We start from the raw sequence: 26,827 nt of genomic DNA, 5'->3' as shown, positions 1-26,827 counted from the left end.
CGCCCACCTCTGAAAAGTCCCTATCGTCTAGAGGCCTAGGACATCGCCCTTTCACGGCGGTAACCGGGGTTCGAATCCCCGTAGGGACGCCAATTTCAGAAGTATGTATGTTTATTTAGTCCCTATCGTCTAGAGGCCTAGGACATCGCCCTTTCACGGCGGTAACCGGGGTTCGAATCCCCGTAGGGACGCCATTAAATTTACATCTTAATTTTTAAGATTTTAAATTGGTTTAAATATATTTACTTCACACTGTCCCTATCGTCTAGAGGCCTAGGACATCGCCCTTTCACGGCGGTAACCGGGGTTCGAATCCCCGTAGGGACGCCATATTCGAGACGTAAAAATCTCAACAAAAAAGCCCAAGCATCATGACTTGGGATTTTTTGTATTTGATGTTTGTAGCTTGTATTATAATTGGCTCATTTCATACTACACCCTGTTCTTTTGCATTAAAAAATTATCTATATGATTTACTTATTATAGTAATGAATTCTAAAGCTCAAAAAAATGAACTGATAATCCTGCAGAAACTGAAAAGTTAAGAATTTGCATAACGCCTATTATGTTAAATCGGATAAGCAATACATAATAAAATTTACTTAATGAGACATAATCTGTCGTGTACTTTTTAAACAATAGACAATAAACGGGTTAAAGATAGTAATATGCTCTAATAATTTTTTTATGATCAATATCTAAGAGTTATATAGGTGTCTTTTGAGATGTTTGTAAATCTTATATTTTAAATTGGGGATATTTTTGTATAACTCTTTCTCATTAAAGAAAGTTCTTGAGCTTTATGCTGCTATGCCATTGATCCTAATAGCACTAGCTGGAACTTATAAGTTTGGATATTTTTCTACCTTTGATGCTTTATGGATATTACCTTCTATATCTGCTTATAGTTTATTTTACTCAATTCTAACTACTACTTTATTATTTGCTTTTGGGAGCATACTTTCTTTAATGTATTGGTCTTTTTCAGTTTGGGTAGGCCACTTATATTCACTCATTTTTTCCATATTATTTTTAACACTACTCATATTTTTGATAGGAATACAGGAATCAACTACCTTATCAACTAAGTTAATTCCGCTTTATTTCGGTGTGTTTTATTATTCATATGTACATAGTTCTATATTTGGAGGACAGATAGAGCAATACTTTAGCTTCCCTTTAGTACTTTTTTTAACGATTTTTTCTTTTGGTTGTATGTTTGGAAGTGGTATGAACGATGCTAATAAAGCGATTAATAATAAGACACTACCAATAGTTTTATTTGAACAGCAAACAACATATCCTAATGATCAATCCGATTGGAGACTGTTAGAAGTGATGGATACCCGATTTGTGCTGATTAATCTTAAAAATAAAACAGATTACGGCTATGAAATGAAAGTAGTTGAATACAATAAAGTTGATAGTATTTATTAATTCAAACCCCATTAATTTCTTAACTTCTTTATAGTTTTTCTAAAATCAACATAATACGGATTATACGAAACTCTATTTTTATCTAATATAAATCAAATATTTATTGTGTGTTGAAAAGTCCATTCATCATCGACTGGGCTTTTTTTGTGATTTATTACACCCCTCAAATTAATGAAGTGATATTTAACTATAATTTAGAAAAATATTCGGATGAAATAAGAATAAATATCCAATGACGTATTCATTTAACAGCGATCAGTTTCTTCGAGTTATAAATTGCATTTGGCGCAATAACTGTTTCATTTAAAGGTACTTTATTACCATACCGCGTTTGCATTAGCACTTTCACTTTAGGATCTGTTAAATCAAATTGTCGAAGTTTTTGTAGTGGTGCAAGCTGGATTCCAAGTGCTTGATCATAAGCTTTCCATACAATCTCAGAACAATAAATTGCATCGTCACCCCACCCAAAATACAAATCATAATTTTTACCCAAATGCTTTTCGGCGGATTTGACCAACTTCAACTGTTGTTCAGCATTCAAATTTTTATGATAACGCTTCACTACATATTGTTCATTCACACCACGCTTCGTCCAAGCATCGAATGGCGTATATTTTACAGGTTGAATCGCTTCAAGAACCCAAGGTTTGCCATTTCTATAAACAATCATCCCTATATGACTATAAGGCGAAGCTGTTGCTTTTTGAATCACGATACTTTGAGAAGACTTAGAAGTATGAAAAATAATATCGCCCGTTTGAAAGCCTTTAGCAAAAATAACGGTATTTGATAGGCAACTTACCCAGACCATCAAGACCACACGCTTATAAGGAAGTTTAATCATTATTATTTTTCTCTATCCAATCTTCCGTCACACTATATCATTCAACCGAATCAATCGACTTGAATAGACATTCCTATCAACTCATGACTAAAACTTAGGATGTAAAAGTTAAAATATTAAAACTTTAGAAAATTTGCTTTTACAAAACAACTTAAATCCATGAAATCGTGATAAAACAGTTTAGATAATTTTGAATAAATCAGCTGCTTCAATGACATCATTTACACTTTACCACTTAGCCAATTCTCGCTCTCAGCGTATTTTATGGCTTTTAAAAGAGCTTGAACTGCAATACCAATTAGAAATATGCAAGGTTGATCAAAACAGTACCACTTATCAAAAGTTAAAAACTTTGTCCTCTAACCCCAAATTTCCATTACTACATATTCAATGTAGTCAAACTCAGGAATATTTCCTAAGTGAAACAACTGCCATTGCTGATTACTTGACTCACAAGTTTCAAAAACTAGGCTTAAACAATTTAGGAAATGAAGAACAAATTGATTTCCTCTATTGGAAAAATTTTGCTGAATCTAGCTTTATGCCCAATATGGCTTTAAAACAGATTTTTGCTCAGATTGTCAATAAAACGCCTTTCATAGCCAAACCTATTTCCATGCTATTAAAATATGGTTTCGACAAAGGTTTTTTAAATCATGCCTTAGAAATGCAAATGAACGAAATCGAAGTACAACTGGGTAACAAGCAATGGATTGCTGGCTTGGAGTTTACGGTTGCAGATATTATCCTATGGTTTCCACTGAGAGCTTGTATCGAGACAAGTCCAAAATTCCAAACTTATCCCAATATTCAACGATATCTTCAAGACTTAGAAAGTAGACCCGCTTTTCAAATTGCTTTAAAAAATGGACAATGGTCTGAATCAGTCTTTCAGCAATACTGGAATATTTAAATTGTGAAATAGATAAAAGTGGTCAACAAAAAAATAGTCCAAATTAAGCTTTAACTGATGTCATGCTCTTATTTGGACTATTCCTCAACATTCAAACACTCTAAAAGTAAGACATGGATTTAAAGTTGAGAAGCAATGTCTTTAATGATAGCACTCAACTTAAATCAATCATTCTAAATACTTAAGCACTCTTACGTGAATTCACTTTACCTTGAATAATTGCCTTAATATTGCCTTTGGCATAATTTAAAAAGACTTTGAGTGGCGACAATTTAGGGTTAGGTGCTTTACCTTCACCAATCGCCTTGAACTGTGCCGCGTACCAAATAATTTCCATAATCGCCATTTTATCGACAAATGGAATGCCCGTTTTAATCGGATTCACAGCGTATTTGACATCCTGCCCTGCAATCAAACGATCTGTTAAATCCGTTTCTACCGCGAGTGGACGTGCAATACCAATGAAGTCACATGCACCACTTTCAAGCGCTGCATTCATCCCTTGCACTGTGCGGAAACCACCTGTCACCATCAGTTTACATTTCACTTCCTTACGAATTTTTTCAGCAAAATCGAGGAAGTACGCTTCACGAGCAATGGTACTTTCTTTACGTTGATTTGATTTTGCTCCCGCCATTGCAGGAGCTTCATATGTGCCACCAGAGATTTCAATCAGATCAATTCCAGCTTCATCTATGGCTTTAAAGACAGAAATGACTTCTTCTTCAGTAATCCCACCTTTTTGAAAATCAGCAGAGTTAAGCTTTACCGAAATAATGAAGTTCTCAGATGTTGCAGCACGGACTGCTTTATAAATCTCTAATAAAAAACGAGTACGGTTTTCAATTGACCCACCCCATTGATCCGTACGTTTATTGGTGAGTGGAGACAGAAATTCACTGATCAAATAACCATGTGCACCATGTAACTGCACACCTTCAAAGCCTGCTTTTTCACAAATTGCAGCTGAGGTTGCAAAGCGTTGAATCAGATCTAAGATTTCATCTTCACGCAATGCACGCGGTGTGGCAAAGGTCGTTGCAAGCATCGCACTAAATGGCACTGCAGAAGGTGCAACTGTTTCTTTATTGAGACCTTTAGGACATTGACGCCCTGGGTGTGACAATTGAATCAACTGCACCATACCATGTTGCTTACCCAAATCCGCCCACTGCTTTAATTTTGACAAATCTCGCTCAGTTTCTACAATGACAACCCCAGGTTCATTCTTAGCACGTGCATCCACCATCACATTACCTGTAATTGCACAACCTAAACCACCTTTTGCCCAAGCTTCATATAAGCCTAGATGAAGATGATTTGGCTCCCCCGCTGCATTTGCGAGAGCTTCGCTCATTGCACCTTTAATCACACGATTTTTAAATGTGGTATTTCGAATTTGAATCTGTTCTGCAATCTGGCTCATGCTTACGATCTCTTATTTTTAATCTATGAAATGAATGATTCAATCGAGTGTAAAGTTGACAATCCATAATGTCAATTTGATTAAGATGAATATTGACTCGCCTTGATGAGGTTTTTTGTATATTCATTTTGTGGATGTAAAAACAGTTGCTCTGTCTCTTGAAACTCAATCACTTGAGCATTCTTCAAAACTAAGATCTTTTGGCAAAGTGCTCTTACCACATGTAGATCATGACTAATAAACAAGTAACTGAGTTCATCTTCTAGTTGCAACTGTCTCAATAACTTTACGATAGAACGTTGCGTGGTACGGTCTAAAGCCGATGTTGGCTCATCCAAAATAATGAGTTTAGGTTTTAAAATCAGTGCGCGAGCCAATGCCACACGTTGTCGTTGTCCACCTGATAGCTCATGCGGATAACGACTTTTAAAATGTGTAGGTAATCCGACACGCGTCAGCGATTGATCGATCAGCTCAATCATTTTTGACGCAGCTACTTTTTTTATCGCTAAGCCTTCACCAATAATCCGTTCAACATTCATCCTCGGATTTAAACTGCTAAAGGGATCTTGAAACACAATTTGAAAATTACTACGTAAAGGTCTCAATTTATTTTCATTCAAGCGATTCAGATCATTTCCCAATAAAACAATTTTGCCATCACTTTCAATTAATCTTGCGATTGCGAGCGCTAAAGACGTTTTACCCGAGCCACTTTCCCCCACTACACCGATTGATTCACCTTTAGAAATATTTAAGTCCAAAGCCTCAACAGCGACGAAATAATCTTTCACGCGGTTTAGAAAACCATGCTTAATCGGAAACTTAACTGCGACCTGATTTAAATCTAAAACTTGCTGACGGTTTGATAATGCAGGATTTGCTACGCCAAAATCATGGTTCAATAAATGTTGCGTATAACTGGCTTTAGGTTGGTTAAAGACAGCCTCAACAGCTCCCTGCTCCTCCACGACACCCTGATTCATCACAATTACATGCTGTGCATAATGACGAACCAAGTTTAGATCATGACTGATCAAAATCATTGCCATATTGCGCTGTTGAATCAGTGACTTTAATAAATCGAGTACTTGAGCTTGTAAGGTCACATCCAATGCAGTTGTTGGTTCATCTGCAATCAAGATATCAGGCTCTAGTGCTAAAGCAGCTGCAATCATGACACGCTGACGCTGACCACCAGACAACTCATGTGGATAACGTCTAAGTTTAGCTTCGGCATCACTCAAACCCACATCATTGAGTAATTGAATCGTTTTAAGGCGAACCTCTTGCTTACTATTCCCTTTTAACAGCAGTGGCTCACCTATAATTTTTTCAACTCGATGCAATGGATTGAGCGCTGTCATCGGCTCTTGAAAAATCATAGCAATATGTTGACCACGAATACTTTGTAGCACTTGTTGATTTAATGTGAGTAGATTTTTATTTTGAAATAAAGCTTCACCTGAAATCTGCAAATTTTGCGGCAACAAGCCAAGTAGCGCCAAACTACTAATAGACTTTCCCGAACCACTTTCACCGACGATGGCTAGCGTTTCACCTTGTCTGAGTTCAAAACTCAGATCTTCAACCAAGACTTGCTGTCGATTCTTAATTTGAAGATGGTGAACAGTCAACAACGGCTTAATTTCTTCTTGGATCGAATGCATCTCGAGTCGCCTCCCCAATATAAATCAAAAGTGAAAGGACGATTGCCAGCGTAAAGAAACCTGATAATGCCAACCACGGTGCGCTCAAGTTATTTTTACCTTGAAGTAATAACTCACCTAAAGATGCTGCATCCGGCGGTAAACCATAACCAAGGAAATCAAGCGCAGTCAAAGCCGTAATATTGGCAGTCAGCATAAAAGGTAATTGGGACAATGTTGAACTCATCGCATTGGGTAATATATGCCTAAAAATAATCGTGGAATCTTTGACACCCAAGGATCGAGCTGCTCGGACATAATCTAAATTTCGCGCCCTCAAAAATTCTGCACGAACCAAGCCGACCAATGCTGTCCAACCAAATAACAACATAATAAAGAACAACCAATACACGCTTGGTGTGAACATACTGACTAAAATCATCACCATGAATAATGTCGGCAATCCACCCCACACTTCAAGAAGTCGCTGTCCGATAAGATCAATCCAACCACCATAATAGCCTTGTATTGCACCAACCAGAATTCCAATTACAGACGCTAATAAAGTTAGCGCTAAACCAAATAACAGCGAAACACGTAACCCATACAAAATCCGCGCAAGCACATCACGTCCCTGATCATCAGTCCCCAACCAATTTTGTGCAGTGGGTGGTGACGGTACTGGAACAGTCAAATCAAAATTCGGTGTTTGATAAGAATAACGACTAATCGGCCAAATCGCCCACCCATTATTTTCGATCATCTGTTCTACTGCGGGGTCACGATAATCAGCTTCTGTTTCAAAGATGCCACCAAACTCTGTTTCAGCATAGGTTTTAAAGACTGGGAAATAGAGCTGTTCTTGGTACTGCACAATGATCGGTTTATCGTTTGCAATAAACTCAGCAAACAGTGATGCGATAAAAATAATTGCAAATAAAATAAAGCAGCCAAAGCCTAGCCGATTTGATTTAAAACGATTAAAACGCTCACGCATGATTGGAGACATTATTTTGCTCCTCTCGAATCAAAGTTAATCCGAGGATCAATCACTTGATACAACACATCGCTGATTAAACGAAGTACTAAACCGAGCAAAGTAAAAATAAACAATGTTCCAAAGATCACCGGATAATCACGCTGTTGAATCGCTTCAAAACCCAATAGCCCAATACCATCTAAATTGAAAATAATCTCAATAAATAAATTACCGACAAAGAAAATACCAACCAATGCCTCAGGCAAACCTGCAATCACAATCAACATAGCATTACGAAAAACATGACCGTAAAGCACTCTATTTTCACTTAGACCTTTTGCACGTGCTGCGAGTACATATTGCTTGTTCAGTTCTTCCATAAACGAATATTTCGTCAGATAAGTTAAACCCGCAAAACCACCTAACACTAATGCTGTTAATGGCAAAGCCATATGCCAAAAGTAGTCGGCAATTTTTCCAAACAAGCTCAGTTGTGCAAAGTTTTCAGAAACAAGACCTTGCAGTGGGAACCATTGAAAATAAGATCCACCTGCAAAGAACACAATCAGTAAAATCGCAAAGACAAAGGATGGAACGGCATAACCTACGGCTAAGAGCAGAGATGTCGATTTATCAAAAAACAAACCATGTTGACGTGCTTTTTTAATACCCAAAGGAATAGATACTAAGTAAATCAGTAAAGTACTCCACAGCCCCAGTGAAATGGTGACAGGCATTTTTTCCCATAGCAGTTGAGTGACAGGCTTATCTTTAAAGAAACTGGTCCCAAAATCGAAACTGGTATAACCCTTCAGCATCAACCAAAAGCGTTCATGAGCAGGTCGATCAAATCCATACTGCGCTTCGATTTTTGCGACCATTTCATCACTCAACCCTCGCGCACCTTGATACTGCGCACCCACATTGGTCCCTGTAGAGCCAGCCTCACCACCACCTGTTGCAGCCCCAATACCTTGGAAATTTTCAGCTTTCTGTATAGCTTGTTCAACAGGTCCACCCGGTGCCAATTGGATGACAATAAAATTAATCAACAAAATTAAAAACAGCGTGGGAATAATCAATAACAAACGCTTTAAAATATACATGCCCATATTTACGCAATCCCTTTTTTATTACGTCTTATTGGCGACGTAAATATTGAGCAACTTTTTGGGCTTCGTTTTGATCCACCCACCAATATTGTTCACCCAATGCTAACTTGGGTTTCACAGTCGGTTGTTTGTACATATTCCAATAGGCATACCAATTTTTATTATTGCCATACGTTAAAATTTGATAATAGCCTGCACGCAACAATCGATCTAACACTTTGGTTCTTAAGATCAGCTGTTCACGATTCGGTGCACGAATCACTTGTTGGACTGCATCATCAATCACTGGATTTTTAATGCCTGAGAAATTGTAATTTCCTACCTCATCCGCAGCTTTACTACTCCAAAATTGTGCTTGCTCATTGCCTGGTGTTAAAGATTGTGGCATGACCATCGTGGTCATTTCAAAATCTGAACGGCGCATACGCTCTAGATACTGAGGTACATCGACTTGACGAATTTGAACATCTACACCCAGTTTTTTCACATTACGAATAAAAGGCAATAAGGTACGCTGTAAACCATTTTGATGAATCAACAACTCAAATTGGATCGGTTTACCACGTTGATCATGCAATTTTCCATTTTTAAAGCGATAACCCGCTTTCAATAAAATTGTACGCGCTTGCAACAATCCTTGGCGGTTAAATCCACTGGCATCAGAAACTGGAAATTTCCAATTGGCTAAAGCCCCTTCTTTTTGCACAGGATGCAATTTGGGTAGATAGTTTTGCAGTATTTTGAGTTCAGCCGTGCTTGGCGACCCTTTTGGCTCTAGCTCACTGTTTGAAAAATGACTTTGTAATCGTTGATATTGACCATAAAAAAGCGCCTTATTCAGCCACTCAAAATCATAAGCATAGGTCAATGCTTGACGAAAATAGATATTATTAAAAGGGGCTTTTCGCGTATTGAATACAAAGCTCTGCGTCGGAGCTGGCGTTTCAGGTGATGAAATATATTTTTTGACCATACCTGATTCTAAAGCGGGAAAATTATAGCCTGTCACCCAGGTTCTGGCTTTTTTCTCTTCATGAAACGTAAATTGTCCCGATTTAAAGCCCTCAAAGGCAATATCCATGTTGCGGTAATAGATATATTTAATTTGATTAAAATTATAGCGACCACGGTTCAATGGTAGATCTTTTGCCCAATAATTTGGATTTCGCTTATAGGTAATACTTCGCCCTGCATCAATTTTATCAATTGTATAGGGACCAGATCCCATAATCGGTTGCATGGTGATTTTAGTGAAATCTTTGTTTTTCCAATCCGCTTTTGAATAAATAGGCATCTGCGCCAAAATGATCGGCATTTCTGTATTGTTATCTGATTTGAATGTCATTTTGACACTATGTTTGGATAAAACTTCTGTTTTTGCCAAATCTGATAAATACATTTGCAAACCTGGATTGCTCTTGGTTTGAAATACATCAAAACTAAATTTCACATCCTCAGCCGTAACACCACTACCATTACTAAATTTAGCTTTGGGATTGAGGTGAAAAATTACATACTGTGTTTTCTTTGGATCAAAGGTGACTTTTTCGGCAAGCAATGGATACAGTACACTGGGTTCGTCCAGTGAACTTCCCATCAACGTGTCAAATAAATTGCTCACGCCATCTACTTCAGTTCCTTTACCATTCATGCTATTTAAATTATCAAATGTCCCATTGGCTGAATAGCTAATCAATCCACCTTTAGGAGCATTAGGATTTGCATAAGGCATGCTTTTCACATTGGAATATTTTGGCGTGGCATAAAGTGAAATATAAGGCCTCGTTTGAACCTGCGCCCAAACGACGTTTGTAAAACTTGAGCAAACAACAGCGAACGCCATCATTCGTGCTATTTTAATAAGCGGTTGCATCCTTGCGCTGAATCCTTAATTGCTCAAGCAAATACTAAAAATTGGGAACTTTTAGAATATCACCAACTTGTAGAGAAGCATTCGATTTTAGATCATTCATATCCGCTAACTGATCAGTTTCAATGCCAAATCGAGTGGCAATACGAATCATTGAATCACCGCTACGTACTTTATATTCAGTGACCAATTTAGGTACTTGTAAAGTCTGACCACGTTGTAACCCAGATCGAGCATTCATATCGTTCAAATCAGCCAATTCTTTAGTCGTGATTCCCATACGACCAGCAATCACATTTAAAGACTCACCCGCTTTAACCGTGTAGGGCTCTGTCGCTCGATTACTATTGGTTGATGACTTAGGCGTGGCTGTAGTAGTTCGATTAGCTTTCGATGAGCTCTCATCAGATGAAGTATCTTCACCAGTGACTTTTAAGCGCTGACCTACACGAATAGTTGAGTGACGACTAAGATCATTTAACTCAAGTAAATCGTCCAATTGCATACCGAATTTACGTGCAATTGAAGCTAAAGTTTCACCAGAACGAACAGCATAAACTTCGGAAACAGCTTCATTCGATGATTTGGTCGAGGTTCTTGCTTCTGATTTTGAACTACGATCTGCAACAGCTTTGGATGCTTCAGCTGTTCCTGTTAGTTTTAGCTTCTGACCAACAAATAATCCCGCTGACGGTTTCAAACCATTCAACTCTGCAACTTGTGCAATCCCTAAGTTATATTTGCTCGCCACAGCATGAAGACTATCCCCCGATTGAACAGTATAACTATCAGGGACTTTATTGCTGACTGGAACTTTAATCGTTTGACCTGCATACAAACCTTTATTGGTTTGCAAATCATTTAACTCAACCAACTCATTCAACGTGATATTCGATTTCATCGCGATGCTATATAAACTTTCACCGCTTTGAACGCGATAACTTTCCGTTTTATATGCAGGCTGGACTGACACCTTATCAATTTGGCTACGCGTATTTTTTTCAGCAAGGTCTTTAACTGGTGTAAGCTGATCAACAGGGACATTGATGCGTTGCCCTGCAATCAGGTAAGTATCTGCTTTTAAGCCTTCAGTTAAAGAAGCTAACTCTTGATTGGATAATGCATAGCGATCTGCAATCAACTTGAGATATTCACCACGCTTCACTACATAAGACTGAGTTTTAATTTTAGAAGCAGTGGCACTTGATGATTCAGTCGGCTTCGCTTGGCTTTGAGTCTTAGCTGCAGTTTGACTTTTAGAAGTCGTTTGGGATTTAGTCGTCGCACCTTTCTTTTCAACCAAACTTAACTTTTGACCCACGAACAGATTGCTGTTGACATTCAAGCCGTTCCATTCAGCTAAGTCTTGTACGGATAGATCAAATTCATTCGCTAATCCAGTCAAATGATCATTCGGCTTAACCACATAAATAGAAGGTCTTTCTTCCACTTTTTTCTCTGCTAATTTTGATTCTTGAACAGGTGGTTTTGCGTCATATAGATAAAGTGTTGTTCCTACAAATAATGTTCCATTTGGATCTACTTGGTTCCATTTCGCAATATCACGCCAATTGACCCCATTTTTCATTGCGATGACAGCCAAAGTATCGCCCGGTAAAACCGTATAAGTGCTTCGTTTACCTTTTGGAGCACTAACAATCACTTCAATGTCAGTTTTTTCAAATGTTTTGTTTTGATTTAATTTCGCTTCTTCTGATGATGCTGCTGTATTTTCAGCGACTGATTTTGGATATGCAAAACCAACTTTAACCTCAGATCCTTGTTGTGCAGCAACAGACTGACTGGTTTGAATCGCAGTCAATTTAATTTTGCCATCTAAAGGATCAACAATTTCAGTCCCTTTCGGTGCTAAAGCGGTAATCTCCTTAACAACTTCATCTTTTTCAGCTTGGGTTGCTTCAGGCTCAATCGCTTTTTCAATCACTTGCTCAGCAGTTAAACGAGGCTCAGCAGGGAGAGTACCTAAAATGTTTTCACGCTCATCCGCTGAAATAGGTGGTTCGACCAGTACCGGTTTCACGTTCACTGCTGGCGTAATCGCGACTGGAATACGTGGGGCACTTGGTAAGACTGCAGAAGATGCAAATGCAGCCAATGCATCTGAACCTCTTGGCGTTCTGCCAACGGTCATTGGTGTCGAAGATGTACTTGGAGTTTTGACTGATGCAGCTAGTGTAGCTTGAGCATCGGCTGGACGCTTGGTTTCAACTGGCTTCATTGAAGTCGTAACAGCAACAGTTGAAGCCGTTGACTGAGATTTACTTTGCGCAGATTGATTTTGGGTAGACTGATTTAAAACCGGTGGTGGATTAGTTGAAGTCACTATCGGTGATGTCGTTGTTTTGGTTGTCACTGCATTGGATGATGGTGATGTGCCACCCGCCCAATAACCACCACCCGATGATTTGAGTGATTTTAAACGTGCATCAATATTTGGATTTAAATCAGCAGGAATCAAAATACGCATGGTACTGGTCGCATCTACGATATCACCACGATGCCCAGGGTTTAATTGATACAACTCGGCACGACTTAAACCAGTAATTGATGCGATTTCATTTAAACTCGAACCTGCAGGTACACCTACTTCTCTAAAGTGTGGACGGTTCGCAATGGGTGGTAAATTCACACCATATTTATGTGGAGATTTAATGATTTGTGCAACTGCCATAAAACGTGGCACATAGTTCATGGTTTCTTGCGGCAATCTTAAAGACCAATAATCTGTAGGTAATCCTGCAGCACGGTTACGATTAATTGCCTGTTGAACACGACCCGGACCTGCATTATAGGCTGCTAAAGCCAATTCCCAAGAACCAAATTGATTATATAAGCTACCTAAGAACTCATAAGCAGCACGCGTCGATTCAACAACATCACGACGACCGTCATACATTGTGGTTTGTCTTAAACCGTAAATTTTTCCTGTACTCGGGATAAATTGCCACATCCCTGCTGCAGCTGCACTACTTGTCGCTGCAGGATCGTACGAACTTTCAATCACAGGTAATAATGCTAATTCTGTTGGTAAGCCACGACGTTCTGCTTCTTTAACCGTGTGATAAAGATAACGCGAAGCACGTGCACTTAAGCGCTCAATATAGGGCTGACGTGTAATGAACCATCCACGTTGTGCCTCAATACGTGGATCCCATTTATTTTCATCCATTTTAAAACCAACAGTCATGCGCTTCCACACATCACCATGTTTCAAAATCAACAAACGGTCGCCTTCAACTGCACGCATGTCAGTTGCTGAAAGTAAATCCTCAAGCGAATCCAAACTATTGGCATCTAACATACCCGATTGGGACTTTTGGACTTTTGCCTTTGCAGGCGTAGATGAACAACCTGTAGTTAAACCTAAACCTGCCACCGCAGATGCAATTACAGATAATTTAAAGAAAAGAGTAACAGGTGGCTTCCACGCTGTGGTGGTTGGTTTATACATACAAATTCCGAACAACGAATAATAGATTTATTTTATAAATGACATTTTAGAGGACACAACTTCAGAGACAACCCTAGAAATGCATCCTCATTATTGATAAATGTTACAAGAAATTAAAAAACACGCAGTTAAAGCACTGATGATCCCCATTTGCGTATACAATAAATTCTTAAATCTGGTTGTTCAACTCTTTATTCTTTTTTATTGGTTCAAACTATGTCTGAAATCACCCTTTATGTTGATGGTGCATGCCGTGGAAATCCAGGCCTTGGTGGCTGGGGTGCCTATATCATTACCGAAAGCGAAGAACATAAACTGTGTGGTGGTGAACCAGAATCAACCAATAATCGCATGGAATTAACCGCGGCAATTGAAGGAATCGCATTTTGTCCTATGGATGCGAAATTGATTGTTTGGACGGATTCAATCTATGTGAAACGTGGTATTACTGAGTGGATTCAGGGTTGGAAAAAGAAAAACTGGAAAGATGTTAAAAATCCAGATCTTTGGAAAAAACTCGATGCTACTTGCCAAGGTCGAAATATAGAGTGGAACTGGATTAAAGGTCATGCTGGGCATCCGGGCAATGAAATGGCAGACCAATTAGCCAATTTAGGTGCGGATCAAACCTTAGAAAAGATGAAGAATGGTGAGTTTTCTACTGCTTCAGCTCAAGAAACCGCAAAACCATTAGAGCACGTCATTGATAATAAAATGGATGATAAAAAAAAAATTGAGAGCGACTGGCTTTTAGATGATCCATTTGGTTTTGATTTGGCTGAAGAAGGCTTTGATGAAGTAGAACCTGACAATTTATCAGTGCAACATCATATGAACCCTTCTGAATCAAATCAGGACGCTTCTGATCAAGAGCAATCCAATGAATCTAATACTTCTTCGATGATGAGCAATGCTCAAACTGATTCAACAGCTCATGATGTTCTCGATGCTGATGCATCGACGCTAACACATGGGAATGCAAACGCAAATATGACAAAGCAACATCCTCATATTGTGATCACCCCTGCAAAGTTAAATCTGCAAGGACCGCGTCAATTGATTCTCGATACAGAGACCACTGGATTCTATTATCAAGATACAGATCGAATCATTGAAGTCGGCGCGATTGAAATGATCAACCGTAAACTGACCGGCAGTTCGATTCATATTTATATTAATCCGAAAAAACCAGTGGGTGACTCTGAAAATGTCCACGGTATTTCAGATGAATTCTTAAAAGACAAACCTGTTTATGCTGAAATTGCTGACGTACTTTTTGATTATCTAAAAGGTGCTGAAATCATTGCGCATAATGCTAGCTTCGATATGAACTTCTTGGATATGGAGTTTAAACGTGCTGGCTTTGTAGCGCTGTCAGATGTATGTGAAGTTACCGATACATTGGCAATGGCGAAATCTAAGCATCCTGGGCAGAAAAACTCTCTAGATGCCTTGGTCAGACGTTATGAAATCGTGCAGCGTGACCGTACTTTCCACGGTGCATTGCTCGATGCCGAGATTCTAGCTGACGTTTATCTTGCTATGACGGGTGGTCAAGTATCTTTTGATATGGATAGTGCGAACGCACATCAAGACTTTGCAAGTCAGTCTATACAACGAGCAAAGATCGAATTTGATTTGCCTCTGATTATGGCGTCAGATGATGAATTAGAACAACATGAGAACTGGGTCAAACAATATCAAGAAAAACATGGTGAACCTTGTTTTTTCGGAAAATAAATTCATGTTTCGATTTGATATTTTTTGTAAACAAAACTTAGTTCAGTTATATTAAACACAGAACAATTTAGCCCCAGTTATAGGGGCTATTCAGAACATTTATATACTCATATATACTTAGGAAAGGTGCAGATAGATGTCTTACCAAACCTCAATTCATTTTGACCCTACGGCACTATTGATAATTAAAAAAGAAGTCGATAATTCAATACAACAAGTAGAAACTGCTGTTAATAGTTTAGTCGAAGATCAAAGTCTGCCTTTCGGTATTGATGATGCTTTAATTCAATTTGAACAGTGTGCTCAAGTCTTAATGCTGATTGACATGCCCCATCTGTCTCAATTGACACAGTATGCAGCTGAATTGATGCGTAAAATTATGCTCAATCCGCGTCAAATTAAAACTCAAGATGTAGTGGCTTTAAGCGAAGGCACAACCATGTTGCGCCGATATATTGAGTTTATTTGTTTACGTGAAGTACGCGTACCCCAGTTCCTACTTGATACCATCAATAATCTTGAAATTGCATTAGGCAAACCTGTCACACCTGAAGGTCAACCTATTCTCTCTTCTTTAGAATGTATCGAGCCAAAGTTCTCTTTACCTCAAGCCCCTGAACTTGAAAAATCAATCTTCATTCACAAACTTTATAAATTAAGTTTGCAAAAGATTCTCAATCAACAAGAAACTGAACTTGATCAACAAGCTTTAAAAATTGTCGGTACTTATCTTGCTCATTTAGCTCAAACTAAACCAAGCCAACAATATTGGGGTTTAGTTCATGTCGCATTTAATCAAATCGAAAATCTTGCTTTAAGTGATGCACGCTTAAGAACACTGATTAGTATTGAAACGAATATTGCGACTTTCTTCGAGTCTCCAAATGACTTCAAAGTTGAACTGATTGATTTAGCAAATGTATTAAGTCTTTGCATCAGTCAAGATGATGATCAATCGCATCAAATTCGTGAACAAGCCAACATTGGTGAAGATTTACTCACTGATTCACAACTACAAGTGTTTAGCCGTCATTTATTTGGTCCTGACTTTGAAACTATCCATGTTGCAAGTAAGTTGATCACTGAAGAAATGACGCAAATTCGTAATGAAATCGAATTTAACTATCAAAACATGCCAGAAGATAAGATTGCTGAAATTAAAACCAAACTGTTTAATTTAGCAAACGTCTTTAAAGTGATGAATTTGAACGAAGCTTTTGTTGAGTTAAAAATTCAAGCTGAGAATTTAACCCAAGACAATATGCAGAATAATCAGCAATTCGCACAGCAATTGATGAACAGTATTTTATCTGCGATGAACTCAATTGGAATTTTGGAGCGTAACTTCACATCAAGTCGCCTTCAACTTCGTGTTAACAATATGCAAATTTCATTAGATCGTTTAGATGAAGCGCATGATGCATTATTGACTCAAACCAAAACCTTGGTTGAAGAATCTAGCTCAACGTTGTTGAATTATTTACAAGACGCTCAAGCAACGAGCCTTGAAAATATTCCTGCGCAATTCAAAGAAATTAGTGGTGCATTACTTTTCCTAAGTGCAAAAGACGGTCAAACTGCATTACTGAATAGTGAAAACTTCTTGAAAGCTGAAATGGCAAAAGAGTCAACATTGACGAAGCCTCAAGTTGAACGCTTGCTTGATGTCCTTGCAAGTGTGGAAATTCTGATTGAAAATATCCGCAACAAGCAACCGATCATCCAAAAAATGTTTGATATTGCGCTGACCAGTAGCCAAAACCTAAAAGCCTCTGCTTAATGTGTGAAGAACTCTCGATTGCTTATATTTTTAAGCAACAACAACTTTTGGTAGATGAAAATTTTCAACTACCAAAAGTCGAAAAGCTTGCAGATGACCTACATTTTATCTCGGACGACCAAGTTATCGCTCGAGATTTACATATTGAGGAAGCCATTCCTGAAGGTTATCAACTCGTTCCTATCCGTCAGCTGATTACCCAATGGACTAAGCGCGAATTTGAACAAGCCAGTCGTGCAATTCAATTGTTAGAATGGCGTAGAAACCACAAATTTTGTAGTCATTGCGGTGCGGAAACTGAAGTACATTCGTCAGAGTATGCGATGGTTTGTCCAGCCTGCCGTTATCACCAATACCCTCGTGTTCAACCTTGCGTTATTACTGTGATAACTCGTGGAGATGAAATTCTATTAGCAAAAAATGCAAAAAATAAATCTAATATGTATGGATTGATTGCAGGGTTTGTCGAAGTGGGTGAAACACTTGAAGAAGCTGTGGCACGTGAAACACTTGAAGAAATTGGCTTAAAACTGAAAAATATTCAGTATCTCTCAAGCCAGCCTTGGCCTTTTCCAAGTAATCTGATGATTGCTTTTAAGGCTGAATATGCATCAGGTGAGATTGAGCTACAAGAAGAAGAAATTAGTGATGCGCAATTCTTCAAATTTGATCAACTTCCTGAAATTCCTTTTGCAGGAAGTATTGCTCACGCCATGATTCAGCATGTGATTCATAATACATCGATGCATAAAGATTAAAATATAAAAGCTAAAAAAAGAGAATTGGGCTTAAGCTCAACTCTCTTTTTTATTGCTTTCACATTCATTTAAGTGATTGTTCAATCGCCTGTAAAATCGCTTGTCGCGTTTTAAAAAACGGACTAAATAAACTTGATACACTTCCCATAATTGAAATATGCCCAGTTTTAGGAATTGTGATCACTTCACAGTGATTTCCACACGCTTTCAGCTGTTTTTCTAAATCATAAGTATTACTATGCTTGACCAATTTATCTTGCTCTGCCAATAGCAAATAATGCTGAATTGGATTTTGAGCTACATAATAATAAGGCATCACTTGCTGATAATTCACAGTATGATCAAAAGCATGCTCAGCCAAGGCATCACCTTTGTAATCAAAATGATATGGGCCTGAGATACCGATCAATGCTTTGATATTTTGCTTATTTTTAAATTCAAAAACTTGAGGGTGATAAATCAGCGATGCAATATTAAATGCTCCAGCCGAATGCCCCATTAGAATAATATTAGAGGTGGATATCTCCAACTTCTCTTGATTTAACTCAAGATAGTTCAGCGCAACAACCAAATCATCCACATAACTTGGAAAAATATGATCAGGGGCTAAATGGTAGTTAATCACTGCTACATCATGCCCAAATCGTGCAAAAGCCTCACCTACGAACTTGTAAGAACTTTTATCGCCACGAGTCCATGCACCGCCATGCACAAATACAATTAAAGACTTAGACTGTACAGCATCAGAAACATATAAATCCATGCGCTGACGAGACTTCAAGCCGTAGGCGACGTTATGACGTGTCTGATAGCCTTTTTTAGGTGTAAGACCATTAATTGCCAATCCACCCAAATCATAAGGGCGGAAGTTTTCAATTTTACGTTTTACAAAATCAACTTGAGGTTTAAATTTGGTTTGTAAATGTTCATTCAGCAATTTTAATTTATGGTTGGACATTTGGCTCAACTGCATCTGGATCAATTGCGACAGGAGTCTGATCTAAAGGTTGCGTTTGAGCACCACCCACCATCGGTGTTGTAAAAGAAGAAGATTGAATGCCATTTGCATTACTTTGTAGCTCAACATTATCAATTAACGTGACAATTTTTTGAACATTACCGACTTTTTGAAGCACATCATTCAAATCATTTTCTTCAGCATTATTTAAACGCCCCATCACATACATGACTGCATCTTCTGTATGAACCAATACCTTACTTTCAGACACGACTGGCGCACGCATGATCAAAGCACGTGTATTTGCTGTTACCGTAGCATCTTGCATGATTGTGGTGTAATTCACCTGATTACCCACAGTAATGTAGTTATGAATCGTTTTGACATCACTCATAGCGCGAATATTATCTTCAGCAAGTTGCTTTAAATGTGCATCAGGCACTTGCCCTGTCAACAATACATTACTGTGAAAACTGTTCACATTGACACGTGACTGCTTAAAGCGTGCATCTAATTTATAGAGATTGATCTTTGCTGTACGCTCAATTGAAGAATCAATAAAAACTTGACCAAGCGAACGGGATCCGCTCGAAACGCCGACAGGCTCTGAACCTGTACCGCTTGAAATAAAACTTGCGCAGCCTGATAAGCTTGCGACACACATCATTGTTACTACAATACGGCTAAACACTCAGCAAGTCTCCTCGTGAAACTTAATATTCTTTACTTTAAATAACTGATCTAAATACAAATTATAGATTAATCAAGTCTGCATCCAATGTAAATGCATTTTCAATCCACTGTTGATCATACGCCAACTTAGAAAAATCTTGCTGTAGATTTTTTGCAATTTGTTGAGTGAAATCAAAACAAATAACATCAAAACGATAATAAAACTGTCCATATTGTTCATATTGAGCAACGAAACTTAAAGCAGTCTTCAAAATTTTCTTCTGTTTCGATAACGTAATGACTTCAATAGCGGATCCATGTCGAGTCTTATTTCGAGACTTAACCTCAACAAAGACCAACTCTAAATCTCTACTCACAATCAAATCAATTTCACCATATCTCGAATGATAATTGCTGTGAATGAGCGAATATCCTGCATCTCGTAAAATCTTTTCTGCCTGAGCCTCTGCCCATACTCCCATCTGCTGAGCAACTGTCATGTTCTGAAAGTGTATCCTTTTTATATTGATATAAGGGCATAACGTATATTGCCAAACAAATCATAGACGACTAATTTTGAATCAGATGAGACATATTCAACTGACTTAGAATTTTATGACTGAAAGATGCCTGTTCAACTAAACCTTTCGCAGTATTTTTATAACATGCAGGCACACGTGCAACCTTATCATCAGTAATTTGAATTTGCCCTGTGCGACCTGAAAATTTCAATTTATCCAAATTGGGATTTAACACAAACTGTTCAGCAATTTGCCATGCATCACCACCAAAAGCATATAAACGCTGGAATGGTAAAGTCGTTGGATTTTGTTTATAGGTATTGACGACATCAGACCACTTGGTTTGATACACAGCAGGAACATCACAGAAAGTTAGACCGATTGGCATCGTTTTATTATCTTCTATTGAAATCGCTTGTGCGTATATATTTCTCTTAGGCAATCTCGTTAAAGAATTGATCCAAGTATTATCTCCCAAAAGTAAAATACCATCTTTGGCTTGAATCTGAGGGACTTGATCCACGATCGCGACATGTCCCTGATATTTTTTATAAAGCGCATTCACGAAGCTTAGCGTGTCTGCTTCCATGCCTTTTTGACGCATGATGTAAATATTCTGAATTTTATCGCGTTCCAATACCGCAATCATTGCATCTGCATCTGCATCTTTTGACAAACTATATTGCCAAACATTTGAATGAGACATCGACACTTCATTCAATGCGAGTACAGGTATTTTTGGCTTTTGTTGAATTAAACTTTCAACATCAGTTCGGGCTAATGGCCCAATGATCATTTGAGTTTTTGAATTAATATTCTGTTTAAGAATATCACTGATTCTTTTCTGATCAGAATTTACAAATTTAAGCGGTATTTTACTCGTAGATGACTGTTGTGCGGACACAATACCCAGTTTAATACTGTTCCCTGCTCGCGCCATTGGCCCAGATTCAGGTAAAATAACCAAAACCTCCGCTTGAGCTTGGATCATCATTCCAAACAATCCCAAGCAAAACAAACTTTTCTTATTGTTCAATTTATCCACCATGGAGAAAACCTATGAGTGCTCAGTTATTTGTAGTAGCAACCCCGATTGGGCACTTAGACGACATGACCTATCGTGCTATTGAAGTTTTAAAGTCTGTCGCACTTATTGCAGCTGAGGATACGCGTCAGTCTGCTCTTTTAATGAAACACTATAATATCGCAACTCCATTGACAGCGTGTCATGATCACAATGAAAGTAACAAAATTGATATAATTATCGAAAAATTAAAGCATGGTGAAAATGTTGCTTTAGTTAGTGATGCAGGTACACCACTGATTAGCGACCCAGGTTTTAAATTGGTTCGTGCAGCTCAAGAACATGGTATCCGTGTTACTCCTGTACCTGGAGCATGTGCTGCCATTGCCGCGCTTAGTTCTGTTGGTTTACCAAGTGACCATTTTAGCTTTGAAGGTTTTTTATCATCTAAGAAATCACAACGCCTGATTCAATTGAACAAATTGAAAAATAACATGCATACCATGATTATTTATGAAGCCCCTCATCGTATCTTAGATTCAGTGAAAGACATGGTCGATGTATTTGGTGGCGATCGTGCTGTAGGGTTTGCACGTGAAATTACCAAGACATTTGAAACCATCAAAAAGATGACGCTTGCTGAATTACATGCCTTTATCGAAAGTGACCGTAATCAACAAAAAGGTGAAATCGTACTTGTGATCGCGGGCGCTGCTGAAGAAAGAGACATGGAGCAAGAAGAGTTAGATAAATTATTGCTTCGTTTAGTGCAAGACTTAACCGTTAAGGCGGCGTCACAACTTGCTGCTGATTTGACAGGTATCAAAAAGAAAATCGCCTACCAACGTGCATTGGAACTTACTGCTCAATCTGAAGATGAATAGCGGTAGTGCTTCAATTATTTGATTTTGAATAAAATCTATTCATTTACTTTTTTAATTAAATTTTGAAACAAAAAAAGCATCACTTCAGTGATGCTTTTTTGCATTCAATAGACATTCAAGCAGTGCTAGCTAGACGATCAATCGCGTGCGCTTTCATCTGGAGGAACTTCTTTGATTTGTCCACCACGCGCTAAAAATGCAGCAACTTCATCTTCTAAAGCTTGACGCTGTTTTAGTTTCGCTGTGATGGTTAATGTTTCTGCTTCAGCAACATCTGCATCAGAAACAGTTGAATCACTTACAGCTGCACCTTTTTCGGCAGCTTGAGATTCATCATCATCAACAACGCTATCTTCGTTATCATCAAAATCATTTGAATCTGTCATTTTAAACTCCCCATCAATGACATCTATAGCAACCCATTTAAATCAGGTTAGATTTAATGAGAAATGTAGCAAGCTCTTAGGCTTTCGACTAGAGTCTCAGCCACTTGATTTGTATGTTTATTAATCAAATTCGTAAAAAAGTATTAATGATTGCGCAAAATTAATCCATTGGCTTATTTTCAGCACCCTAAGCTTCATAGCGTGTATTTTTAAGTGCCGATAAACCATTGGCTTGTTGCATAAAGCGCGTTTTAAAAATAGGCAGTTGCTCAACTTGCTTTAAGCCAAAATTACGCGCCCAGACCACCGGAAATAATTCAGTCGTTTCTAACCAACCAATCGCCGACATACCGTGCATCATGGCTTCATTTTGAATTTTTCGTTGATGCTCATAACGTTTAAGGGTTTGTTCATGCGCCCAAACGCCACGTTTAAGATCATGCAATAAAACATCACATAAAATAGCCGCATCTAAACAGCCAATATTTACACCCTGCCCAGCCAGCGGATGAATCACGTGTGCTGCATCACCCACCAATGCCAATCCTTCTTGGACATAACGCTGTGCTGCTCGTGCTTTTAAGGGGAAACGTGCTCTTGGTGTCGCCTCTAGAACCTCGCCCAACATATGATGGCTTTCACGGGTCAATAATGCTGTAAATTCAGCATCATCTAGCTTGGCGTATTCTTCAGCATAGTCATCTGGCAACGTCCAAACAATCGACTGCCAATGACCTTCTTGAGCTTGATCCAAACTTGCCATCGGTAAATATGCCAAAGGACCAGTCGGCAAGAAAATTTGACGTGCCACATGTACATGCGGTTGTACTGTACGGATCGCACAAGTCAAACCAGCTTGTTTATAATCCAGCACATCTATATCGATATATGCTTGCTCTCGCACAAATGAATTTGCACCATCGGCACCAATGAGTAACTTGGTTTTAAGTTTAGTTCCATCGGCAAGTTTGACGATCCAACATTTTACCCCACGTTCGATTCGTACCACTTTGACTTGAGTGCGGTAGTCTTTCACTGCTGCGAGCATTTGTTGTTGAATGGCTAAATTCAGCACGCTCGGCTCAACCATTGAACCTAAGCTATTTTCAACATTTGGATATTGCGAAGATTCTTCACCAAAGTTGATTTCGCCATAACCATTTTTATTCCACACTTGCATGCCTGTATAAGGCATTTGACGCTGAATCTTGCTCCACACATTAACCGTTTGTAGTAAATGAATGGTCGCCTGACTGAGCGCCAATACACGTGGGTTGGCAACTTGTAGTACCGATGCTTCATCTAAAATTGGCGCTGCATCTAACACTGTTGCTTGCACACCACCATCAGCCAACAATAATGCGGTTAATCCACCCACCAAGCCACCACCAATAATAATGACTTCTTTCATGTCTTCAAAAGTACCTGTCATGACTTCAACCCCATTGCATAATTTGCAACGAGTGGCTTAATGCCTGGGATATTTTCAAAACACATTAAACCCATATTTCGAATGAATCTAAGAAGTAAATTTTGATTGCTAAAACCACGAACCACGGAGTCACAGAACTTGATTACACGTTGTTGATCTTTTAAACGTGCTTTTTCATAAGCTTGTAGAACTGATGACTCGCCTAGATCTGCACCTTTTTCCAATTGTTCTGTCAAATAACGTACCAAAACATGCGCATCTCGCATGCACAGGTTAAAGCCTTGTCCTGCGACTGGATGAATGGTATGAGCTGCATTACCCATCAGTACTACACGCCCAATGGCTTGTTTTTCTGCAAGTACTTGAGAAAGTGGGAAGCTGAAACGCTTGCCTGTTTTCTGGAATTTACCTGCACGATCACCATAGGTTTCTTGCAGCGCATCTAAGAAATGCTGATCATTTTCTTCACCCAACCATTCGCCCTCTGTTCCTTTCGGCACTGGCCAAACTACAGAACGACGATATTCACCTGGTAATGGTAATAATGCTAAAGGTCCAAGTGGGCTAAAACGTTCAAAGCCTACATGATCATGGGGTTTAGATGTTTGAACTGTCGTTACGATAGCAACTTGATCATAGTCATGTTCTGATGCACCAATACCCAAAGCTTTACGACAGAAAGAGTCTCGACCATCGGCAGCAATCACAAGTTTAGATTGTAGTTCAATCTTTTGCCCATCTCGAACTGCTTCGATATACGCAAATTCTTCATCTTGGTTTAATGAAGTCACTTGCACACCATCAATCAGCTCAATTGAACTTTGTTTTGTAACTTCTGCGAGTAGGACACGTCCTAACCATGCATTTTCAATCACCTGTCCAAAGCTTTCGACTTTTTCTTGAGCTGCTTTTAGGCGAGCCTTACCGAAACTGCCTTGTTCGGTAATATTCACTTCTAGAATTGGTGTCGCATGTTCTTGTAATGCATCCCACAGTCCAAGCTCTTGATAAATTTGAACTGTACGGCGTGATAAAGCACTGTTTCGAGCATCAAAACTTGAGTGATATGGGGCAAGGTTTGCATCATCATAGTCTGGGTATTTAATTGCTTCGAGCAGTTTGACTTGGATATTGGCTTTGCTGAGCATAAGTGCCAAACTGAGTCCAACCATTCCACCGCCAACGATGATGACCTCTTGTTGCATACTTACTTCCTTATCTGTTGTATTCGATTCTAGCTGTCGAAATACTTAAAACTTGTATTGGTTTTATCTTACATCAAGGTATGCTTTTTTTATATTGGTTCACAAGGTAAATATGTCAGTGAAGACATTTTTGCAGTTTCTATTGTAGTTTTACTTTTTGCCTTACCTACAAATGAGCAAACTATCAATATGAAACTTAAAAAATCAATAAAAAAGCCTACTTAGCCATGAACGGGCTTCCACATATCTGTTCGCGAAATGAATTGAACACATCAGAGCTGGTATTCACCAATTAAAATGTCTATGCGATAAACCATTTAAAATGTCCTGTTTTTAACGACAAGAGTCAAGCACAGGATTCAACTTTCTTTGTTCAATACCGGCTTTCTGAGCTTTACGACTTGGCATACTTTTGTTTGTTCTTGAACGTTTATTCTGTTTTTCCAATGCTTCATGCTGCTGTTGAATATGCGCTAGAACTGAACCTAAACGTTTATTTTCAACAATCTCATTTTGCTGTAGCCCAGCCAATTTATTGAAGATGCTGTAGTTGAGCTTTCGTCCTTGATGCATGAGGGCCACAGTCCCATCCGGATACTCTAGAAATGAAATATATTGCCCAACTAATTTCTGGTTTAATTCAGTCGGTTCAAGCATATAAATACATTTGTCATAGGTCAGGGTTAGATTCTTGGTGACCTTACGCGGTTCCTGCCAGGTAAAAATATCATCCAGTTCAAGATCAGATTCGGTTAAGGGCCGATGTAAATTCTTTGAGTTTCTCGCACATTTGGCGAACCTCTGATTGAAATGCTCAATAAAGCAGGGTAGCCATGCATTGGCTTCAGCAATCGAACCGATGCCTTCTAGGCGCATCTCCTTGATCAAACGGTCCTGAAGGGTTCTATTCGCTCGTTCTACGCGGCCTTTGGCCTGTGGTGAGTTGGCGAAGATAATATCAATGTTTAACTCGTTCAGAATCCGCCCAAATTGCGTGATCTTGCTGTCTTGGCTCGATTTCTGATTGACTCGGAATACCGAGTGTTTATCGCTATAAAAGGCCAAGGGCTTCCCATATTGCTCAATGTAGGCTCGGGTTGAAAGCATGTAATCAAAGGTCGTTTCCGCTTCACAAAAGCGCAGATGCAACAGCTTTCCAGTGGCATCATCGATATAAACCAGCAAGCAGCATTTGGCGGCTCGGCCTTCAAACCAGTCATGATATGAGCCATCAATCTGAATCAGCTCACCCAAGCAATCCCGGTTATAGCGTGGCTGATATGGGCGTTTTAGACGTTTGGATCGCGGAATCCAGAGCTCATTTGCAGTCATCCAGCGCCGAAGCGTTTCTACAGGGATATTCAGGTCAAACATGCTGCTGAGCTTCTCATGCGCCAAGGTGGGTCCAAATCCGAGCAGATGTTCAGAAATAATGGAAAGGCACTTTGATTTTAATAACTCATCATGGCGATGATGACCCGGGTGACCACGACTGGCATGCGCCAGACCTGAAACACCGTCTTGATGGAGCTTCTGCAATAACCGGGTAATTTGACGAGTGGAAAGATTCAGGATTTCAGCAGCACGGACTTGGGTAATACGATGATCTCGAACCTCTTGCAGAACTGCAAGACGTTGAATTTCTTTATCAGACATAGTGATCAGCATCTATATTTTATATCCAGTCCATGATGATAAAAACCATCATAAACTAGACATTTTTATTGGTGAGAATATAGACAATTTAAATGGGTTCTAACAA

21 protein-coding genes and 3 tRNA genes are annotated in these 26,827 nt (G+C 38.9%); 9 read left to right on the top strand and 15 right to left on the bottom strand.

The features are described from left to right. The first annotated feature begins 16 nt into the window (after positions 1-16). The 4 genes from AC5YDM_RS14635 (at position 17) to AC5YDM_RS14620 (ending at position 1,437) form a co-directional block, all read left to right on the top strand. A tRNA-Glu gene (locus AC5YDM_RS14635) sits at positions 17-92 on the top strand. 26 nt (positions 93-118) lie between these two features. Further along, positions 119-194 (top strand) — tRNA-Glu (locus AC5YDM_RS14630). Positions 195-254: 60 nt separating this feature from the next. After that, a tRNA-Glu gene (locus AC5YDM_RS14625) sits at positions 255-330 on the top strand. Positions 331-762: 432 nt separating this feature from the next. Continuing rightward, complete coding sequence (locus AC5YDM_RS14620; RefSeq protein WP_496152802.1) at positions 763-1,437, top strand: hypothetical protein; 675 nt, start codon at positions 763-765, stop codon at positions 1,435-1,437. A 241-nt stretch (positions 1,438-1,678) separates the two neighbouring features. Here the strand turns inward: AC5YDM_RS14620 and AC5YDM_RS14615 are convergent, their stop codons facing one another. Next, the gene (locus AC5YDM_RS14615; RefSeq protein WP_496152801.1) at positions 1,679-2,284 is read right to left on the bottom strand and encodes a YiiX family permuted papain-like enzyme; all 606 of its coding nucleotides are present in this window, start codon (positions 2,282-2,284) and stop codon (positions 1,679-1,681) included. A gap of 211 nt (positions 2,285-2,495) precedes the next feature. Here AC5YDM_RS14615 and AC5YDM_RS14610 point away from each other — a divergent pair, with 211 nt between their 5' ends. Next, positions 2,496-3,197 (top strand): glutathione S-transferase N-terminal domain-containing protein, encoded by a 702-nt coding sequence (locus AC5YDM_RS14610; protein ID WP_496152800.1) that lies wholly within the window; start codon positions 2,496-2,498, stop codon positions 3,195-3,197. Positions 3,198-3,378: 181 nt separating this feature from the next. On the opposite strand, the gene AC5YDM_RS14605 is transcribed toward AC5YDM_RS14610, so the two are convergent. The 6 genes from AC5YDM_RS14605 to AC5YDM_RS14580 form a co-directional block, all read right to left on the bottom strand. After that, entirely contained in the window at positions 3,379-4,623 is a 1,245-nt protein-coding gene (locus AC5YDM_RS14605) for an NADH:flavin oxidoreductase/NADH oxidase family protein (protein WP_496152799.1), read from the bottom strand. Between the two features lie 80 nt (positions 4,624-4,703). Continuing rightward, complete coding sequence (locus AC5YDM_RS14600; RefSeq protein WP_496152798.1) at positions 4,704-6,293, bottom strand: ABC transporter ATP-binding protein; 1,590 nt, start codon at positions 6,291-6,293, stop codon at positions 4,704-4,706. Then, a complete protein-coding gene (locus tag AC5YDM_RS14595; RefSeq protein ID WP_496152797.1) occupies positions 6,268-7,281 on the bottom strand; it encodes an ABC transporter permease in 1,014 nt (337 codons plus the stop codon). Before AC5YDM_RS14595 ends, AC5YDM_RS14600 begins: the two co-directional genes overlap by 26 nt. Next, the gene (locus tag AC5YDM_RS14590; RefSeq protein ID WP_496152796.1) at positions 7,281-8,363 is read right to left on the bottom strand and encodes a microcin C ABC transporter permease YejB; all 1,083 of its coding nucleotides are present in this window, start codon (positions 8,361-8,363) and stop codon (positions 7,281-7,283) included. Before AC5YDM_RS14590 ends, AC5YDM_RS14595 begins: the two co-directional genes overlap by 1 nt. Positions 8,364-8,391: 28 nt before the next feature. Continuing rightward, the gene (locus AC5YDM_RS14585; protein WP_496152825.1) at positions 8,392-10,209 is read right to left on the bottom strand and encodes an extracellular solute-binding protein; all 1,818 of its coding nucleotides are present in this window, start codon (positions 10,207-10,209) and stop codon (positions 8,392-8,394) included. 61 nt (positions 10,210-10,270) lie between these two features. Continuing rightward, positions 10,271-13,705: a lytic transglycosylase gene (locus AC5YDM_RS14580; protein ID WP_496152795.1), complete on the bottom strand. Its 3,435-nt coding sequence runs from the start codon at positions 13,703-13,705 to the stop codon at positions 10,271-10,273. A 216-nt stretch (positions 13,706-13,921) separates the two neighbouring features. Between AC5YDM_RS14580 and dnaQ the strand changes: the two genes are divergently transcribed. The 3 genes from dnaQ (at position 13,922) to nudC (ending at position 17,983) form a co-directional block, all read left to right on the top strand. Next, positions 13,922-15,445, top strand: a complete 1,524-nt coding sequence (gene dnaQ, locus AC5YDM_RS14575) for a DNA polymerase III subunit epsilon (RefSeq protein ID WP_496152794.1) — start codon at positions 13,922-13,924, stop codon at positions 15,443-15,445. Between the two features lie 136 nt (positions 15,446-15,581). Then, positions 15,582-17,225 carry a chemotaxis protein gene (locus tag AC5YDM_RS14570; RefSeq protein WP_496152793.1) on the top strand — a complete coding sequence of 548 codons (1,644 nt, stop codon included), beginning with the start codon at positions 15,582-15,584 and terminating at the stop codon, positions 17,223-17,225. Further along, on the top strand, positions 17,225-17,983 hold the full coding sequence (gene nudC, locus AC5YDM_RS14565; RefSeq protein WP_496152792.1) for an NAD(+) diphosphatase: 759 nt from the start codon (positions 17,225-17,227) through the stop codon (positions 17,981-17,983). Before AC5YDM_RS14570 ends, nudC begins: the two co-directional genes overlap by 1 nt. A 64-nt stretch (positions 17,984-18,047) precedes the next feature. Here nudC and AC5YDM_RS14560 read toward each other — a convergent pair whose 3' ends face one another. The 4 genes from AC5YDM_RS14560 to AC5YDM_RS14545 form a co-directional block, all read right to left on the bottom strand. Next, entirely contained in the window at positions 18,048-18,941 is an 894-nt protein-coding gene (locus AC5YDM_RS14560; RefSeq protein WP_496152791.1) for an alpha/beta hydrolase, read from the bottom strand. Next, positions 18,928-19,632: a BON domain-containing protein gene (locus AC5YDM_RS14555; RefSeq protein WP_496152790.1), complete on the bottom strand. Its 705-nt coding sequence runs from the start codon at positions 19,630-19,632 to the stop codon at positions 18,928-18,930. The genes AC5YDM_RS14560 and AC5YDM_RS14555 overlap by 14 nt, the downstream gene beginning before the upstream one ends. 61 nt (positions 19,633-19,693) lie before the next feature. Then, positions 19,694-20,113 (bottom strand): YraN family protein, encoded by a 420-nt coding sequence (locus AC5YDM_RS14550; RefSeq protein WP_496152789.1) that lies wholly within the window; start codon positions 20,111-20,113, stop codon positions 19,694-19,696. 70 nt (positions 20,114-20,183) lie between these two features. Beyond that, positions 20,184-21,128, bottom strand: coding sequence for a penicillin-binding protein activator (locus tag AC5YDM_RS14545; RefSeq protein WP_496152788.1), 945 nt, complete (start codon positions 21,126-21,128; stop codon positions 20,184-20,186). Positions 21,129-21,193: 65 nt separating this feature from the next. On the opposite strand from AC5YDM_RS14545, the gene rsmI reads away from it, so the two are divergent. Continuing rightward, the gene (gene rsmI, locus AC5YDM_RS14540) at positions 21,194-22,042 is read left to right on the top strand and encodes a 16S rRNA (cytidine(1402)-2'-O)-methyltransferase (RefSeq protein WP_496152787.1); all 849 of its coding nucleotides are present in this window, start codon (positions 21,194-21,196) and stop codon (positions 22,040-22,042) included. Between the two features lie 137 nt (positions 22,043-22,179). On the opposite strand, the gene AC5YDM_RS14535 is transcribed toward rsmI, so the two are convergent. The 4 genes from AC5YDM_RS14535 to AC5YDM_RS14520 all read right to left on the bottom strand — a co-directional run bounded on the left by AC5YDM_RS14535 (position 22,180) and on the right by AC5YDM_RS14520 (position 26,733). Next, a complete protein-coding gene (locus AC5YDM_RS14535; RefSeq protein ID WP_496152786.1) occupies positions 22,180-22,428 on the bottom strand; it encodes a hypothetical protein in 249 nt (82 codons plus the stop codon). Between the two features lie 187 nt (positions 22,429-22,615). Then, on the bottom strand, positions 22,616-23,839 hold the full coding sequence (locus tag AC5YDM_RS14530) for an FAD-dependent monooxygenase (protein ID WP_496152824.1): 1,224 nt from the start codon (positions 23,837-23,839) through the stop codon (positions 22,616-22,618). A gap of 17 nt (positions 23,840-23,856) precedes the next feature. Continuing rightward, positions 23,857-25,065: a 2-octaprenyl-6-methoxyphenyl hydroxylase gene (gene ubiH, locus AC5YDM_RS14525; protein ID WP_496152785.1), complete on the bottom strand. Its 1,209-nt coding sequence runs from the start codon at positions 25,063-25,065 to the stop codon at positions 23,857-23,859. Between the two features lie 333 nt (positions 25,066-25,398). Continuing rightward, the gene (locus tag AC5YDM_RS14520) at positions 25,399-26,733 is read right to left on the bottom strand and encodes an ISNCY family transposase (RefSeq protein WP_496151848.1); all 1,335 of its coding nucleotides are present in this window, start codon (positions 26,731-26,733) and stop codon (positions 25,399-25,401) included. Between the last annotated feature and the right edge of the window lie 94 nt (positions 26,734-26,827).

Source organism: Acinetobacter sp. CY81, assembly GCF_059515925.1.
Note: the sequence above shows the minus strand (reverse complement) of the source record. Positions and strands in the feature narration are given on the sequence as shown.